Origin of the sequence: Pseudomonas sp. USTB-Z, from assembly GCF_019691255.1 — a bacterium.
Lineage (GTDB): Bacteria > Pseudomonadota > Gammaproteobacteria > Pseudomonadales > Pseudomonadaceae > Aquipseudomonas > Aquipseudomonas alloputida.
In genome coordinates this window covers 1-14441 of the sequence record NZ_JAECZP010000034.1, presented here as the reverse complement: position 1 = coordinate 14441, position 14441 = coordinate 1, and the positions used below count along the sequence as shown (strand labels likewise).

The 14441-nt window shown below is 63.5% G+C and carries 16 protein-coding genes; 4 read left to right on the top strand and 12 right to left on the bottom strand.

Annotated elements, in window-relative coordinates:
• Positions 1-98: 98 nt before the first annotated feature.
• Positions 99-719: an energy transducer TonB gene (locus tag I8746_RS25910; RefSeq protein ID WP_221101175.1), complete on the top strand. Its 621-nt coding sequence runs from the start codon at positions 99-101 to the stop codon at positions 717-719.
• Between the two features lie 2 nt (positions 720-721).
• Here the strand turns inward: I8746_RS25910 and I8746_RS25905 are convergent, their stop codons facing one another.
• From I8746_RS25905 to ppc, 7 genes are all read right to left on the bottom strand, one after another.
• Positions 722-1411 carry an extensin family protein gene (locus I8746_RS25905; RefSeq protein ID WP_014754295.1) on the bottom strand — a complete coding sequence of 230 codons (690 nt, stop codon included), beginning with the start codon at positions 1409-1411 and terminating at the stop codon, positions 722-724.
• On the bottom strand, positions 1411-2241 hold the full coding sequence (locus I8746_RS25900; RefSeq protein WP_014754296.1) for an oxaloacetate decarboxylase: 831 nt from the start codon (positions 2239-2241) through the stop codon (positions 1411-1413). Before I8746_RS25900 ends, I8746_RS25905 begins: the two co-directional genes overlap by 1 nt.
• Before the next feature lie 28 nt (positions 2242-2269).
• Complete coding sequence (locus tag I8746_RS25895; protein ID WP_014754297.1) at positions 2270-3139, bottom strand: DUF72 domain-containing protein; 870 nt, start codon at positions 3137-3139, stop codon at positions 2270-2272.
• 3 nt (positions 3140-3142) lie between these two features.
• The gene (locus tag I8746_RS25890) at positions 3143-3433 is read right to left on the bottom strand and encodes a hypothetical protein (RefSeq protein ID WP_012053565.1); all 291 of its coding nucleotides are present in this window, start codon (positions 3431-3433) and stop codon (positions 3143-3145) included.
• A gap of 131 nt (positions 3434-3564) precedes the next feature.
• On the bottom strand, positions 3565-4239 hold the full coding sequence (tsaB, locus tag I8746_RS25885; RefSeq protein WP_003252230.1) for a tRNA (adenosine(37)-N6)-threonylcarbamoyltransferase complex dimerization subunit type 1 TsaB: 675 nt from the start codon (positions 4237-4239) through the stop codon (positions 3565-3567).
• A gap of 271 nt (positions 4240-4510) precedes the next feature.
• Positions 4511-5161 (bottom strand): adenylate kinase, encoded by a 651-nt coding sequence (gene adk / locus I8746_RS25880; protein ID WP_004575467.1) that lies wholly within the window; start codon positions 5159-5161, stop codon positions 4511-4513.
• A gap of 257 nt (positions 5162-5418) precedes the next feature.
• Entirely contained in the window at positions 5419-8046 is a 2628-nt protein-coding gene (ppc, locus tag I8746_RS25875) for a phosphoenolpyruvate carboxylase (RefSeq protein WP_012053566.1), read from the bottom strand.
• Positions 8047-8306: 260 nt separating this feature from the next.
• Between ppc and I8746_RS25870 the strand changes: the two genes are divergently transcribed.
• The 3 genes from I8746_RS25870 to I8746_RS25860 all read left to right on the top strand — a co-directional run bounded on the left by I8746_RS25870 (position 8307) and on the right by I8746_RS25860 (position 10183).
• Positions 8307-8651, top strand: a complete 345-nt coding sequence (locus I8746_RS25870; RefSeq protein WP_088513357.1) for a pilin assembly protein — start codon at positions 8307-8309, stop codon at positions 8649-8651.
• Positions 8652-8927: 276 nt separating this feature from the next.
• Positions 8928-9341, top strand: coding sequence for a DUF4398 domain-containing protein (locus tag I8746_RS25865; protein WP_003252223.1), 414 nt, complete (start codon positions 8928-8930; stop codon positions 9339-9341).
• Between the two features lie 50 nt (positions 9342-9391).
• Entirely contained in the window at positions 9392-10183 is a 792-nt protein-coding gene (locus I8746_RS25860; protein ID WP_003252221.1) for an OmpA family protein, read from the top strand.
• A gap of 177 nt (positions 10184-10360) precedes the next feature.
• Here I8746_RS25860 and I8746_RS25855 read toward each other — a convergent pair whose 3' ends face one another.
• The 5 genes from I8746_RS25855 to I8746_RS25835 all read right to left on the bottom strand — a co-directional run bounded on the left by I8746_RS25855 (position 10361) and on the right by I8746_RS25835 (position 14279).
• A complete protein-coding gene (locus I8746_RS25855; protein ID WP_003252219.1) occupies positions 10361-10687 on the bottom strand; it encodes a hypothetical protein in 327 nt (108 codons plus the stop codon).
• Positions 10684-11607, bottom strand: a complete 924-nt coding sequence (locus I8746_RS25850) for an alpha/beta hydrolase (RefSeq protein WP_017147929.1) — start codon at positions 11605-11607, stop codon at positions 10684-10686. Before I8746_RS25850 ends, I8746_RS25855 begins: the two co-directional genes overlap by 4 nt.
• A complete protein-coding gene (locus tag I8746_RS25845) occupies positions 11579-12856 on the bottom strand; it encodes a flavohemoglobin expression-modulating QEGLA motif protein (protein ID WP_003252215.1) in 1278 nt (425 codons plus the stop codon). Before I8746_RS25845 ends, I8746_RS25850 begins: the two co-directional genes overlap by 29 nt.
• Positions 12857-12995: 139 nt before the next feature.
• Positions 12996-13544 carry a hypothetical protein gene (locus I8746_RS25840; RefSeq protein WP_014754305.1) on the bottom strand — a complete coding sequence of 183 codons (549 nt, stop codon included), beginning with the start codon at positions 13542-13544 and terminating at the stop codon, positions 12996-12998.
• A 30-nt stretch (positions 13545-13574) separates the two neighbouring features.
• Positions 13575-14279, bottom strand: coding sequence for a TetR/AcrR family transcriptional regulator (locus I8746_RS25835; RefSeq protein ID WP_003252210.1), 705 nt, complete (start codon positions 14277-14279; stop codon positions 13575-13577).
• Positions 14280-14441: the final 162 nt, after the last annotated feature.

Here is a 14441-nt window from a genome sequence, read left to right as displayed (position 1 = left end):
CACCCGAAAAATCAAACCAAGCCCTTAATGAATCGGCAGCCACGGCCGATACAGGCAATATCCCGCTATTCTGCCAGAGCACAGCGCGCACGACTGCCATGTCAGATACTCTTCCCATCGGCTTGACCTATTTGTCGCCTGTCGGCAACTACAGTCAGCACAACACCCAGGCACTCGGGGGCGTCAGCCACCTGTGGCAGGATTTCTTTGCCCGGGCCATGGCCGAGCAGCAGGAAGAGCCCGAAGACGGCGTCAGCCAGTCGTTCGTGCAGTACGACCAGGACAGCGGTGAACCCATCGGCGGCGCCCGTGCACTGGCCTTGATCGACGCCCAGCGCGCCTGCCCGGTGCACGACACCATCGTGGCGCCGCCCGAACCGTTGTTTCTGCCCAAGGCCGAGCTTGAAGCCAAGCTGCTGCCGCCCGCCCCCGAGCCGTTCAGCGCCATGGAACTGATCGAGCAACAGCGCCAGCTCGACATCAACAACAGCTGGCTGCGCCCGGTGGTGATGAACCAGGGTCAGCCGATCGCCGAACCCGGCCCTGGCCCCACGCCACGGTCATTGTTCCTGCCCATTGCCGAGTTCGAGACCAACCTGCTGGACCCGGCGCCCGAACCGTTCGACGACGCCACCCTGGCCAAGCAGCAGAATGACCTGGCGTTCGACATCCACTGGGCGCGCCCAGTGGTGCTGAACAACGTGCGCGCGTACGCCTGAAGCTAACGACAGATCTGCCAGCGCCCCATGTCCAGATGGAAGTGGTTGCGGTGCGCAGCGTTGTAGTCCGGCCCCAGTACCGTGCTGAAGCTCTCGCAAGCTGCCCGCTGCACCCGGTGCAGGAATTCCGCCTTCTGCCCGCCCGCCTGCCAGTCACGCGCCAGAATAATGCGCTGGCCGTCCTTCAGGCGAAATCCGCTGATGTCCAGCGCATTGGCCGTAGCGTGCTGGCTCAAACGGCCCTGCTTGCGGTGGTAGACGTTGCGGCAGGCAAAGCTGCCCAGGTGATCGACCTGCGTCACCGGTTGCCCAAACACTTCCTGCGCCGCCGGCTGCAAGCCATGGTTTTCGAACAGTGCATAGGCCACCGCCAACGGGCAACTGGCCAGAAAGCTGCTGCCCAACCGCGCCTGGCCGCCCTCAATGCGCCATACGTTCTGCAGCGGGCAGTTGGCCGACGCCGGGCTGTCGGCTTGTGCCCGGTAACGCAGGTGGCTGGTTTCCAGCGCCTGCCGGCACAGCGCTGGGTCATCGCGCAGGCGCGACAGTTTGTAGGGGGTCAGCAGGTTGGGCGGCTGGTGTACGTCCAGCGGCGCCCAGGGGTTCCATGCGGCAGGCAGGCGCCAGCCGAAGTGCCAGGCCAGGCCGGCCACCGTCAGCAGGCCGGCCAGTAGCGCCAGCAATGCCCGCATCAGCGACGGAACAGGTCGTTCAGCTGGGCAAACGGCATGGTCTGCTCACCGTAGCCGAACGTGCCCTCATCGCGAATTTCCTGCGCGGCCCGGTAGAAGGCCCCGAGCGCAGCACGGGCCAGCGACGAGCCAACGCTGACGCGGCGCACGCCCAGGTCCTGCAACTGGTTGACGCTCAGCGGCACGCCCGCCATGCCCATCAGCACATTCACAGGGCGCGGTGCGACTGCCTGCACCACGGCACGGACTTCCTCCACGGTGCGCAGCCCGGGGGCGTAGAGCACGTCGGCACCGGCTTCGGCATAGGCTTGCAGGCGCAGGATGGTGTCGTCGAGGTCCATGCGCCCGTGCAGCAGGTTTTCTGCACGGGCGCACAAGGTGAACGGGAATGGCAGGCTTCGCGCAGCCTGCACAGCGGCGCGCACGCGCTCCACAGCCAGCCCGAAGTCATAGATGGGCGCATCACTGCGGCCACTGGCATCTTCGATGGAACCGCCCACCAGGCCAATTTCGGCGGCACGCAGAATGGTCTGGGCACAGTCTTCGGGCAAGTCGCCAAAGCCGTTTTCCAGATCGGCGGCCACCGGCAGCGCGGTGGCATCGACGATCTCGCCGGCATTGTCCAGCGTATCGTCCAGGCTCAAGGCGCCTTCGGCGTCCGGCCGGCCAAGGCTGAAGGCCAGGCCTGCACTGGTGGTAGCCAGCGCCTCGAAACCCAGGCTGGCGAGCAACTTGGCGGAGCCGGCATCCCACGGGTTGGGGATGACGAACGCGCCGTCGCGCGCGTGTAACGCCTTGAAGGCCTCAGCTCGCAGGGTTTGCACATCCATGGTTCAACCTCCGGCAGTCAGGGAAAGGTCAGAGTAGCCCCAATTGTTCGACCTCAGGGGCGCGCGGCAATTCCGGCAAAGGTGCCAGGCCCGGCAGGCGTGCCATCAGGCGCTGATGGAAACGCTGGGCCAGCGCCGCAGCCAGGCGATTGTCCGAGGTGTGCAGGAAGATATAGGGATTGCGGCCTTCTTCGATCCAGGCGGCGACTTTTTCTACCCAAGGGCTAAGGAAGGTGTGATTGGCCTCCAGTTCCGGATGGCCGATGAAGCGAACCTGCGGGTGCTGGCTGAAGGCTGCCGGACGCGGTGGCACCTTTGGCTTCTTCGACTGCGCATGCAGCACGGCAGGGTCGCGCGAGGTACAACTGAACAGCGCACGCGGGTCGAGGCAGATACGCTCCACACCGCGTTCGTGCAGCAGGCGGTTGAGCAGGCGTTCTTCCTCACCCTTGGCAAAAAAGGCCTGGTTACGCACTTCCACAGCCACGGGCACGGCAATCTGATCGAGGAAGTGACAAAGCTCACCCAGGCGCGCCGGGCCGAACTGGGCCGGCAACTGCAACCAGTAGGGTGATACGCGCTGGCCCAGCGGGGCCATCAGCCGAGTGAAGTCGAAGGCAGGCTCAAGCTGGTCTCGCAGGTCGCCTTCATGGCTGACATCCCGCGGAAACTTGGCAGTGAAGCGAAAGTGCTCTGGCATGACCTGCGCCCAGCGGGCAATGGTGCCGGGAGCGGGACGTGCGTAGAACGTGGTGTTGCCTTCGACGGCGTTGAATACCTGGCTGTAGAAGCCAAGCATTTGATTACTGTTGGCGTCAGCGGGGTACAGGTAGTCGCGCCAGGCGTTTTCGCTCCACGACGGGCAACCGAGAAAATAAGGCAGTGGTAGGGGATTCATCCATCAAATGTACAGGTCGAGCCCCAGTACTTCCATGTCCCAGTCAGTAAAGCCTGCAGTGCTCAGGTAGCTGGCCAGTGCGGTGGCGGTGCGGCGGTCACGGGCGCGAGGGAAAACCATATCCTGCTGGCGGGCTGGCAGGCCACCACCAGGGCGGCGGGCGGTGGCTTCCTGCGGGGCGGCTTCTGCCTCCTCGATCACCTCGGCATCGTCGATGGCCTCGTCACGCACCGCTGCTTTGCGCGAGATGCGCTTGAGCGGGTAGGACTGCGATGAGAAACCGTCGATACGCATGGCATGAGCACTCAGGACCAATGATGGCAATTTAGCAGCATCAGAGTTCCGTCGCTAATGCTTGAGTGATAACTGGACCACAGATCGCGCAAAAGGTTTAAGCGTGTTCGGCGATAATCGACGAACAGCACTCAGTGCTTCTTGGGCGTGGCTACATTATCGCGCAGATAAACCGGTTGCGCCTGCTCGGCGACGATTGCCTCGCCACGGGCCCAGGCAAAGGTGGCCAGGCTGAGGACGTCCAGGGCGTTGGGCAAGGCACCCGGGTTGCTAGCCGCCACCTGTACCGCCAGGCGCTCGGCATAGCCCCATCCGGTACCGGCACCGAACCACTCGCCATTGCTGCCTGCCGGTAGCGCCACCTGCTCGGGCGGCAACACGGCTTCACGGCCGACCAGGCGCATTTCGCCCGCCGTGGCTTGGTAGCAGCCCCAGTACACTTCATCCATGCGCGCATCGATGGCAGCTGCCACCTGCTGCACGCCATGCTCGCGCAATGCACCCTGGGCCAAAGCGGCCAGGTTGGACACCGGCAGCACTGGGCGTTCGAGGGCGAAGGCCAGGCCTTGCACAACCCCGATGGCAATACGCACGCCGGTGAAAGCGCCCGGGCCACGGCCAAAGGCAATGGCATCCAGCGCATTCAGTGCCACGCCAGCGTCGGCCAGCAGTTGCTTGATCATCGGCAGCAGCTTCTGGGCATGCATGCGCGGGATCACCTCGTAATGGCTGGTTACCTTGCCGTCATGCAGCAGCGCGACGGAACAGGCTTCGGTGGCGGTATCCAGGGCCAGCAGGGTGGTCATCGAACGGGTATCCAGATGCGAATGAAAAAGAGCGGCAGTATAGAGCAGCAGCGGCGTTGTGTCCCGAGGGGGCCGCTGTGCGGCCCATCACGCTGATTTCAAAGCCTGCACTGGCCCTGGAGGAGCGACCTTGCGTCGCGAAAAGGGCCGCAAAGCGGCCCCAGGGTTTCAGCGGTATCACACCATTGTATGGGGCTGCTCTGCAGCCCTTTCGCGACACAAGGCCGCTCCCACAAAAGCGGGCCGTTGTCGAGGTGCGTCAGGCGCCGGATCAGCTCAGGGCTGCCAGGACCTTGGCGGTGATGGCTTCAACCGAGCCGACACCTTCGATGTGGCTGTACTTCGGCTTGCCGCCATTGGCAGCCGACAGCTTCTGGTAGAAATCCACCAGCGGCTTGGTCTGGCTGTGGTAGACCGACAGGCGATGGCGAACGGTTTCTTCTTTGTCGTCGTCACGCTGGATCAGGTCTTCACCGGTCTCGTCGTCCTTGCCTTCCACTTTCGGCGGGTTGTACTGAATGTGGTAGGTACGGCCCGAGGCCAGGTGCACGCGGCGGCCAGCCATGCGGCCGACGATTTCTTCGTCGTCGACGGCAATTTCGACCACGGCATCGATGTCGACACCGGCAGCGACCATGGCTTCGGCCTGTGGGATGGTGCGTGGGAAGCCGTCGAACAGGCAGCCGTTGGCGCAATCAGGCTGAGCGATGCGCTCCTTCACCAGGCTGATGATCAACTCGTCGGAGACCAGCTGGCCGGCATCCATGACTTTCTTCAGTTCCAGGCCCAGCGGGGTGCCGGCCTTGACGGCGGCACGCAGCATGTCACCGGTGGAGATCTGTGGAATACCGAACTTTTCGGTGATGAACTTTGCCTGAGTACCTTTACCGGCCCCGGGAGCTCCCAGCAGAATTACGCGCATCTTGTGCTCCTCAAATTTTTGTATGAAATTCAATGGATTCGGCGACCAGGGCCAAGTCCGGATAATCGGGTATGACCATAAATCGGTCAGAAGGCTGCTCAAGATACACAGCGCCCGGCAGCCAGACAAGCGTCCCAAAGTTGCAGGAATGCGCCACTTGCGGCTGACCGGGCAGGCGGTTGCGCCAGGCGCAACCACCCTCCCCGTCATAGTGCCGGGCCTGGATGGCACGCGCCAGACATGACCCGGGCTTGCCCTTAGCCGGTGTTGCGCAGCCCGGCGGCAATACCCGCCACGGTCACCAGCAAGGCCTGCTCCAACGGGCTGTCCAGAGCGGCTTCGCGACTGCGCGAGCGGGCCAGCAACTCTGCCTGCAGGCGGTGCAACGGGTCCAGATAGGTATTGCGCAGGCTAATGAATTCCAGTGTCTCGGGGCTGTGCGCCAGTAGCACCGGCTGCCCGGTCAGACCCAGCACGACCTGGCATGACTGCGACAATAGGTCGCGCAGGTGCGCACCTAAAGGACGCAAGTGCGGTTGCACCAGACGTTCGTCGTAGGCCTCGGCAATTTGCGCATCCGCTTTGGCCAGTACCATTTCCAGCATGTCGATTCGGGTGCGGAAGAACGGCCATTGCTCGCGCATTTGCGCCAGCAACTCACCCTGACCACGGGCCAAGGCATTAGTCAGCGCCGTTTCCCAGCCCAGCCAGGCCGGCAGCATCAGCCGGGTCTGGGTCCAGCCGAAGATCCACGGGATGGCCCGCAGGCTTTCGATGCCCCCGGCGCGACGTTTTGCCGGGCGGCTGCCCAACGGCAGGCGCCCCAACTCCTGTTCTGGCGTCGACTGGCGGAAGTACTCGACGAAATCGGGATTCTCCCGTACCACGCTGCGGTAGGCCTGGACACCATCGGCGGCCAACTGGTCCATCACTTCACGCCAGGCCGGCTGCGGGGGCGGTGGTGGCAATAGCGTGGCTTCAAGCACGGCAGCCAGGTACAGGTTGAGGTTTTGCTCGGCGATGCCCGGCAAGCCGAACTTGAAGCGAATCATTTCACCCTGCTCGGTGGTGCGGAAACGCCCCGCCACCGAACCCGGTGGCTGCGACAGGATCGCAGCATGGGCCGGGCCGCCGCCTCGCCCGACCGTACCGCCACGGCCGTGGAACAGCAGCAGCTCGACCTGATGCTCGGCACAGATACGCACCAGGTTTTCCTGAGCCCGGTACTGCGCCCAGGCAGCAGCGGTGGTGCCGGCGTCCTTGGCCGAATCGGAGTAGCCGATCATCACTTCCTGCGGGCCGCGCAGGCCCGCGCGGTAGCCCGGCAGGCCAAGCAGGCGCTGCATGACCGGGCCGGCGTTGTCGAGGTCGGCCAAGGTCTCGAACAGTGGCACCACACGCATGGGGCGGGTCAGGCCGGCTTCCTTGAGCAACAGTTGCACCGCCAATACATCCGAGGCGGCACCGGCCATGGAAATGACGTAAGACCCCAGCGAGGCGGCCGGCGCAGCGGCCACTTCCCTGCAGGTCGCCAGCACTTCGGCGGTGTCCGCTTGCGGCTTGAAATGCGCAGGTAGCAGCGGCCGGCGGTTTTTCAGCTCGGCCTGGAGGAACGCGATGCGCTGCTCCTCATCCCAGTCGGCGTAACGCCCCAGGCCCAGGTAATCGGTAATCTCGGTCAGCGCATCACGGTGGCGGGCAGCGTCCTGGCGTACGTCCAGGCGGCCCAGGAACAGGCCGAAGGTCACCGCACGACGCAGGCAGTCAAGCAGCGGCCCCTCGGCGATCACGCCCATGCCGCATTCGTGCAGTGACTGGTAGCACAGCTCCAGCGGCGCGATCAGCTCGCGGTTGTCCACCAGCACGTCGGCACCGGCCGGTTGGTTGCTGGTCAAGGCCGAATGCGCCCATGCGCGTGTCGCACGCAGGCGGTCGCGCAGTTGCTTGAGCACAGCGCGGTAGGGTTCGGCACTGTCGCCAACCTGTTTGCGCAGGGCGTCGTTGGCCTGCTGCATGGACAACTCGGCGGCCAGCGCATCGATGTCGCGCAGGAACAGGTCGGCGGCCATCCAGCGCGCCAGCAGGAGTACTTCGCGGGTGACGGCAGCCGTTACATTGGGGTTGCCATCACGGTCCCCACCCATCCACGAGGCAAAGCGAATCGGCGCGGCCTCCAGCGGCAGGCGCAGGCCAGTGGCCTCCAGCAGGGCCTTGTCGACCTTGCGCAGGTGGCTGGGGATGGCATGCCACAGTGAATGCTCGATCACTGCGAAACCCCACTTGGCTTCGTCTACCGGCGTAGGCCGGGTACGGCGGATTTCTTCGGTGTGCCAGGCCTCGGCGATCAGCCGGCGCAGGCGTTCACGCACTTGCTGACGTTCTGCCGAGGTCAGGTCACGATGGTCCTGTGCGGCCAGTTGGCCGGCGATCGCGTCGTACTTCTGGATCAGCGTGCGACGGGCCACTTCGGTGGGATGTGCGGTGAGCACCAACTGGATATCGAGCTTGGCCAGTTGCCGGGCCAGGGCATCGTTGCTGTGGCCGGCCTGCTTCAAGCGCCCCAGCAGCTCGGGCAGTACCTGCGCTTCGAACGGCTCGGGCTGGTCAGCGTCGCGCCGGCGGATCAACTGGTACTGCTCGGCCATGTTGGCCAGGTTGAGGAACTGGTTGAAGGCCCTCGCTACGGGCAGCAGGTCTTCTTCGGCCAGGTCCGCCAAGGTCGAGCTCAGCTGCTCACCCGGGCCGCGGCGGTCGGCCTTGGCACTGTGGCGGATGTCCTCGATTTTCTGCAGGAACGCATCGCCATGCTGTTGGCGAATGGTTTCGCCAAGCAGCTCCCCCAACACATGGACATCTTCACGCAAACGCACATCGATATCGGTCACTGGCGCTCTCTCCGTTGCATCCCTCTCAGCCTTGGCGCGCCCTGTGCCAGAGCGGGGTAACCCGTGAAGAGCCCAATGCGGTGTCTGGCACCGGCGTTGCCGGTGTTCGCGGGTAAACCCGCTCCTACAGGGGGGCGGTATCCCCCAAGAGTGCCCACAGCCGGGCGACGATGGCAAGCCGTGATCGGCCAAACCAAACTAAAGTGAAAGCACAGCACTCCCATGCAGTGCAGCCTTTCCAGGCGTCAACAGAGGTCATCATGAAAATCCGTGAACTCGCCCAGCACTGGGAACAGAATGCCGCCGGTACCCTCAGCCGTACCGGCCATGTCCTGCATCTGGACCTGGAGTCCGAAGCGCGCCTGGCCGCGCTGATCGACATGTACCCCAAGCGCACCGCCGAAGAACTGCTCGGCGAACTGATCGCCGCCGCCCTTGAAGAACTGGAAGCCAGTTTCCCCTATGTGCAGGGCCGCCAGGTCATCGCCACCGACGAAGAAGGCGACCCTTTGTACGAAGACGTTGGTCCTACGCCGCGCTTTCTCTCCCTGTCCCGCCAGCACCTGCACAACTTGAGCAACGCGACAGTCGACACCGACAAATAATCCTGCGCCCCAGCATTCCGGGCCTGCTCAAGGCCCGGAATACCGCTCCAGCCTGGGAAAGTTCCAGGCAAATCGCACTGACCGATCAGTCAGAAATAGTTATTCGATTACAGCGCTTTTTTCTGAACTATTCGAAAAACGTTCGAGTCGGAGCCAATAGCCATCACGCTAAAACCCTGCACACTGCCCTCGTGCACCGTTGAGCTGAAGCGCGCGGTTTTGTCAGGGATTGAGCGATGGACTGCTACGGACATCGTCGTTATCAGGAGTGATCCAATGGAGCTGACCACCATGAAGACCCGCACTAGCCAACTGTCATCCACTCATGTGCGCGGGTTCAAGCTGGCCGCGCTGGCGCTGGGCAGTAGCCTGGTCCTGGCCGGCTGTGCGGGCAATCCGCCCACCGAGCAGTATGCCGTTACCCAGTCCGCCGTGAACTCCGCCGTCAGCGCTGGCGGTACCGAGTTCGCCGCCGTGGAAATGAAAGCGGCTCAGGACAAGTTCAAGCAAGCCGAAATCGCCATGCACGACAAGAAGTACGACGAGGCCAAGCGCCTGGCCCAACAGGCCGAGTGGGATGCACGCCTCGCCGAACGCAAGGCCCAGGCAGCCAAAGCCCAGAAGGCCGTGCAGGATGCCCGCCAGGGCGTTCAGGACGTACGTGAGGAAGGCCTGCGCAGCGCTCAGTGAGCCCTGCCCCGCCAACCTTAGCCTTCGCACACGATCAAAGGATGAACACTATGCGCAAACACGTCATGATTCCCGCCCTGCTGGCCCTGAGCGTCGGTCTTGCTGCCTGCTCGCACGATCCGAATGCCAACCTGGAATCGGCCCGCACCAACTTCTCCTCGCTGCAGAGCGACCCGCAAGCGAGCAAAGTCGCGGCACTGGAGACCAAGGACGCCCAGGACTGGCTGAACAAGGCCGACAAGGCCTACATGGACCGTGAAGACGAGAAGAAAGTCGACCAATTGGCCTACCTGACCAACCAGCGCGTCGAAGTGGCCAAGCAGACCATTGCCCTGCGCACCGCCGAAGCTGAACTGAAGAATGCCTCGGCCCAGCGCGCCCAGGCCAAGCTGGATGCCCGCGACGCGCAGATCGCCAAGCTGCAGGACAGCCTCAACGCCAAGCAGACCGACCGCGGAACGCTGGTGACCTTCGGCGACGTGCTGTTCGACTTCAACAAGGCCGAACTCAAGAGCAGCGCTTACCCGAACATCACCAAGCTGGCCCAGTTCCTTCAGGAAAACCCGGAACGCAAGGTGATCGTCGAGGGCTACACCGACAGCGTCGGCTCGGCCAACTACAACCAGACCCTGTCCGAGCGCCGTGCCAACAGCGTGCGCATGGCACTGGTGCGTGCCGGGGTAGATCCGGCGCGTATCGTTTCCCAGGGCTATGGCAAGGAGTACCCGGTAGCGGACAACTCGAGCAACTCGGGACGTGCGCAGAACCGTCGGGTGGAGGTGACCATCTCCAACGACAACCAGCCGGTGGCACCACGCTCGGTGAGCCAGGTTCAGCGCTAAGGCTGGCTAGCTGAAAGGACAAGCCCCGCGATCGACGCGGGGCTTTCTTTTGCCTGTTCGGGCCTCTTCGCGGGCACGCCCGCTCCCACAGGTACGGCGCCAGTTTCGAGTTTTGCGCGACCCTGTGGGAGCGGGCGTGCCCGCGAAGAGGCGAGTTCAGGCAGCAGGGATAATGGCTCACTGCACCTGCTGCGGTGTTTCCTCGCCCATGCAGCGCACCGCGCGCTTGCGGTTGTCCACCAGCACGCCGGTCAGGCCTTTCTGCTGGGTGTCGAACAGCACCAGCACGCCGTCGACGCACTGGGCCACTTGCGGCGCCGGGTCCAGCGATACCTTGTAGTCCTCGCCGGGGATGGTCTTGAGCATGGTGAAATCCTGCAGCAGCAGGGCATCTTCGGGCTTGGCGAAATGCAGGTAACCGTAATACCACAAGGCCCCCACCGTCACGATGATGCTGCCGACGCCGGTCAGGATCAGCGGGATGGCGTTGCGTTCTTCACTCATTGCTTGTTCTTCTCGTCAGGGAAATTGGGCACTTCGGCAAGCCGCCGCAGGCCGTTGAAATGGCTGGGGTCATCGAGGAACCGCAGCATCACCTGGCGCCAGGTAGGGTCGGCGAAGGTCTGCACGTGCCCCCCTCGGGTCAGTTGCAGCACCCGCGGTGGTGGCGCGTGCTGATACAGGCGGATGCCGTTGTCCATCGGCACCAGGTTGTCGTCGATGCTGTGGAAAAACAACTTGGGCGGGCTGCTCAATCGCTCGATCGAGCGGATCGCGCTGTCGCCGTCCGGCACTAGCCACGACAGCGGAACCTGCAATGGCCAGGTCATCCAGGAGGTGCTGAGCGCAAAGCGCCCCACCGCGCGGTAACTGGCCGGCACGCCATCGAACACCAGGGCGCTGAAGCGCTGACGCTGCTCGGGGTGGGCCGCCAGGTAATGAATGGCCATGGCACCGCCCAGGCTCTGCCCCAGCAGTACCAGCGGCTTGCCCTTGACCTCGGGCGCCTGCTGCAGCCAGGCCATGGCTGCAGCAATGTCCTGGTACACCTCCGGCAGGCTCGGCTGGCCCTGAGACAAGCCATAGCCGCGGTAATCGATCATGAACACCTGGTAGCCCTGCTCCGGCAACCAGTAGCTCCCCCCCAGGTGCCCTGGCAGGTTACCGCCGTTGCCGTGCAGGTGCAGCACCGTGCCCTTGACCTCGACCCCAGCCTTGGCTGGCAGCCACCAACCGTGAAGGCGGATGCCATCAGCAGTGGTCAGCGTGACATCGCGGTATTCCAGCTTGGCGCGCTCCGGGGTGAAGGCCTGACCACGCTCGGGGTAGAACAACAGGCTGCTGCAGCCGCCAAGGCTCACCAGGACCAGGCCGAGGACGAGCAGGCGGCAGTGCTCAGAGAATGTTCGCGTAGTCGGCTTCAATGCGATCCAGGCTCAGGTGGTTGAGGAAGTTGGAGAAGCACATCCAGGCCGACAACGCACTCAGGTCGCGGAACTGTTCAGGCAGGTACTTGGGCGGCTCGACCAACCCTTCCTCGACAAGTTGGCGCAGGGTGCGCATGTCTTCCAGGGTGGTCTTGCCACAGAACAGCAACGGGATCTGTTCCAGTTTGCCCTTCTTCACGGCCAACTGAATGTAGTTGTAAACCATGATGAAGCCCTTGAGATAGGACAAGTCCTTGGTGAATGGCAGGCCATTGGGTACCGACCCGCGGAACACCCGGCTGGCGTTGCTGTAGCTCTGCGCCATCTCGAAGCCCTGCTCGCGGAAGAAACCGTAAACCTGCATGAAGTCTGCACCCTCCTCGACCATGTGGATGGCACGGGTGCGGTTGGTAAGCTTGCGCAGGCGGCTGGGGTAGGAGGCAAAGGCGATCACCTCCATGAGAATCGCCAGGCCCTCCTGGGTTACCGTCGATGAGGGCGGGCCCTTGGCCAGGAAGGTGCAGATCGGCTGGTTCAGGCCATTGAGCGTGGTGCCGACATGCACCAACCCTTCATGCACCTCCAGGGCGCGCACATCGCGGGCGTTGAACATGGCATCGGCACGCACCTTGATGTAGTCGGCACCGGCTGCGGCATCGGCGACGATACCGTCGGACTCGAACACGCGAATGGTCCCTTCAGCCTCGCCGAACACGTTGTTCAGCCGGTGCTGGAGGATCTCCACCGCCTCCTTGGCGGTGAGATTCTTTGGCTCATCCTTGAGGTCACCACGGCCATCGATGTTGTTCAGGTAGTCCGACAGCATCAGGCCAAGGTCGGCCAGGGTCGGGTCACCGGCGTGGAAAGCATCCGAGGCGGCGCCGTACAGCTCCTGGGAGATCAGGCCGAAGTCCTCGGTACCGCGCGCTTCAAGCATGCGCACCACCATGCGGTATTCGCGGCACATGCGCTTCATGATCTGCCCGACCGGGTTGAACTGGCCCAACTGGCGAATGATGTCGCGCTCGATGCCCTGGAACTCGGCCTTGACCGCGCTGGAGTCGAACGACAGCGGGCGCGACTGGTAGTAGGCACGATCAACCGCCGGCGGCTCCTTGCCTTTGGCCTTGAGAAAGCCCTGGCGGATGTTGTCGTCCCACTTCACCGCGTCCAGGACCCGGATAGGCGTCTGTGCCGCGACGATGCGGTCGGACAGGGCGCGGATGGTTTGCTGGTATTCGTCCACCGGGGACTCCTTTCTAGTACACGAAACCTGTACCGGCCTCTTCGCGGGCAAGCCCGCTCCTACAGGGATATCAAGAAGCCCAGGCCTGGCAAGGCCCCTGTAGGAGCGGGCTTGCCCGCGAAGAGGCCGGTACAGGCCACTACTTGCCGGAGCGCTGGAACCGCGCCACTTCAACGAACAGGTCGGAGTTGGCCGGGTCGTCCAGGTAGGCCAGCACCCGCGCCGCCGGGCTATCGATCAGCACGCCATCGCCGTTGTCGTCCGGCACTTCGGTACTGCGACCGGTCAGTTCCTTGTTGTCCACCGCCTGCTGTACCTGCTCGACATCCAGGTTGTAGACCACCAGCTCCTTGCCATCGACGATATCGAAGCCGCCAATCAGGAAATTGCCACCCAGGCGCTTGGGCACGCCAGCCGACAAGTACCAGCGGTTGCCATGGCGTGACACGGTGAACACGTACTCTTCAGGCGCCTTGCCCTTGGCCGTGGCCACTGCCTTGTAGGCGTCGCCACCGCTACGGCTGATCACCAGTTTCAACGGCTCCCCCCAGGCGTCCTTGCTACTCCACTTGCCGAGCAAGGCCTTGGGCGCTGCCTGGTTGCTGGGCAAGGGCTCATGGAAGGTCACCAGACAACCGCCCAGCAGCAGGAATGACAAAGTCAACAACACCACACGCCAGGCTTTCATCAGGTTCTCCTTGAAAAGGTCGTTCTCGGCTCAGGCCGATGCCAGCACCAGCTGCAGGTATCGGGTAAGCATAGCGAGCATCTGCCCATCGGCTTGCGCATTCGCTTGCTTGAGCAGGCCTTGATATTCCAACTGCTCGATAATCGCCGTCAACATCTGTGCATCCTGCTCCGGCTGCCGCGAGCCCACGACCTGCAGCAATTGCCGGGTGCCGTGCAGCAGGATCTGCTCATGAGCGCACACCAGCTCAGCCAGTCGCGGGCACAGCAATGCTTCCTGGCGGAAAGCCTGCTCGGCCATCAGGAAGTCACGGCGGTTCAGCAGTTGCCGCTGAACGTAGTCGGCGGTCATGCGCGCCACCTCGTCAGCCAGCCGCGCCCGGGCCTGCGGGCTGCCATCGCCCTGTGCCAGCAACTGGCGCAACACCACCTCGGTGTTGGCCCACAGCTTGGCCATGTAAGCCGCACTGCGCTCGACGTACTGGGCAAAGGTATCGGTGAGCAGGTCCTCGATGTCCTTGAAGTAGTAGGTGGTGGCCGACAATGGTACGCCGGCCTCGGCGGCCACTGCCCGGTGGCGCACACCGCGCACGCCATCGCGCACGACAATGCGCATGGCGGCATCGAGAATCAACTGGCGACGCTGTTCGCTGCCTTGGCGGGCAGTCTTGCGGCCTTGGTATTGCACGCTTTCGGCGACGGCGGTGGCGATGCCGGCGGCGCCTTGGTCAGGCATGGCGGGTGTCACGGGGGATACCTCATGGGCAGTGTTTCGTCAGTGCTGGCCCCTTCGCGGGTAAAAACCCAACAACAAATCCGGTTGTGGAACAGGTTTAACCCCCAAAAGGGCCGGAAAATACACAAAAAAAGTAATTCAAAAAAAAACCACCCCAAAACA

What these genes read in the sequence shown, in the direction of transcription:
- I8746_RS25910 (WP_221101175.1), top strand. Translation starts at nt 99, where the DNA reads ATGTCAGATACTCTTCCCATCGGCTTGACCTATTTGTCGCCTGTCGGC.
- I8746_RS25905 (WP_014754295.1), bottom strand. Translation starts at nt 1,411, where the DNA reads ATGCGGGCATTGCTGGCGCTACTGGCCGGCCTGCTGACGGTGGCCGGC.
- I8746_RS25900 (WP_014754296.1), bottom strand. Translation starts at nt 2,241, where the DNA reads ATGGATGTGCAAACCCTGCGAGCTGAGGCCTTCAAGGCGTTACACGCG.
- I8746_RS25895 (WP_014754297.1), bottom strand. Translation starts at nt 3,139, where the DNA reads ATGAATCCCCTACCACTGCCTTATTTTCTCGGTTGCCCGTCGTGGAGC.
- I8746_RS25890 (WP_012053565.1), bottom strand. Translation starts at nt 3,433, where the DNA reads ATGCGTATCGACGGTTTCTCATCGCAGTCCTACCCGCTCAAGCGCATC.
- tsaB (WP_003252230.1), bottom strand. Translation starts at nt 4,239, where the DNA reads ATGACCACCCTGCTGGCCCTGGATACCGCCACCGAAGCCTGTTCCGTC.
- adk (WP_004575467.1), bottom strand. Translation starts at nt 5,161, where the DNA reads ATGCGCGTAATTCTGCTGGGAGCTCCCGGGGCCGGTAAAGGTACTCAG.
- I8746_RS25870 (WP_088513357.1), top strand. Translation starts at nt 8,307, where the DNA reads ATGAAAATCCGTGAACTCGCCCAGCACTGGGAACAGAATGCCGCCGGT.
- I8746_RS25865 (WP_003252223.1), top strand. Translation starts at nt 8,928, where the DNA reads ATGGAGCTGACCACCATGAAGACCCGCACTAGCCAACTGTCATCCACT.
- I8746_RS25860 (WP_003252221.1), top strand. Translation starts at nt 9,392, where the DNA reads ATGCGCAAACACGTCATGATTCCCGCCCTGCTGGCCCTGAGCGTCGGT.
- I8746_RS25855 (WP_003252219.1), bottom strand. Translation starts at nt 10,687, where the DNA reads ATGAGTGAAGAACGCAACGCCATCCCGCTGATCCTGACCGGCGTCGGC.
- I8746_RS25840 (WP_014754305.1), bottom strand. Translation starts at nt 13,544, where the DNA reads ATGAAAGCCTGGCGTGTGGTGTTGTTGACTTTGTCATTCCTGCTGCTG.
- I8746_RS25835 (WP_003252210.1), bottom strand. Translation starts at nt 14,279, where the DNA reads ATGCCTGACCAAGGCGCCGCCGGCATCGCCACCGCCGTCGCCGAAAGC.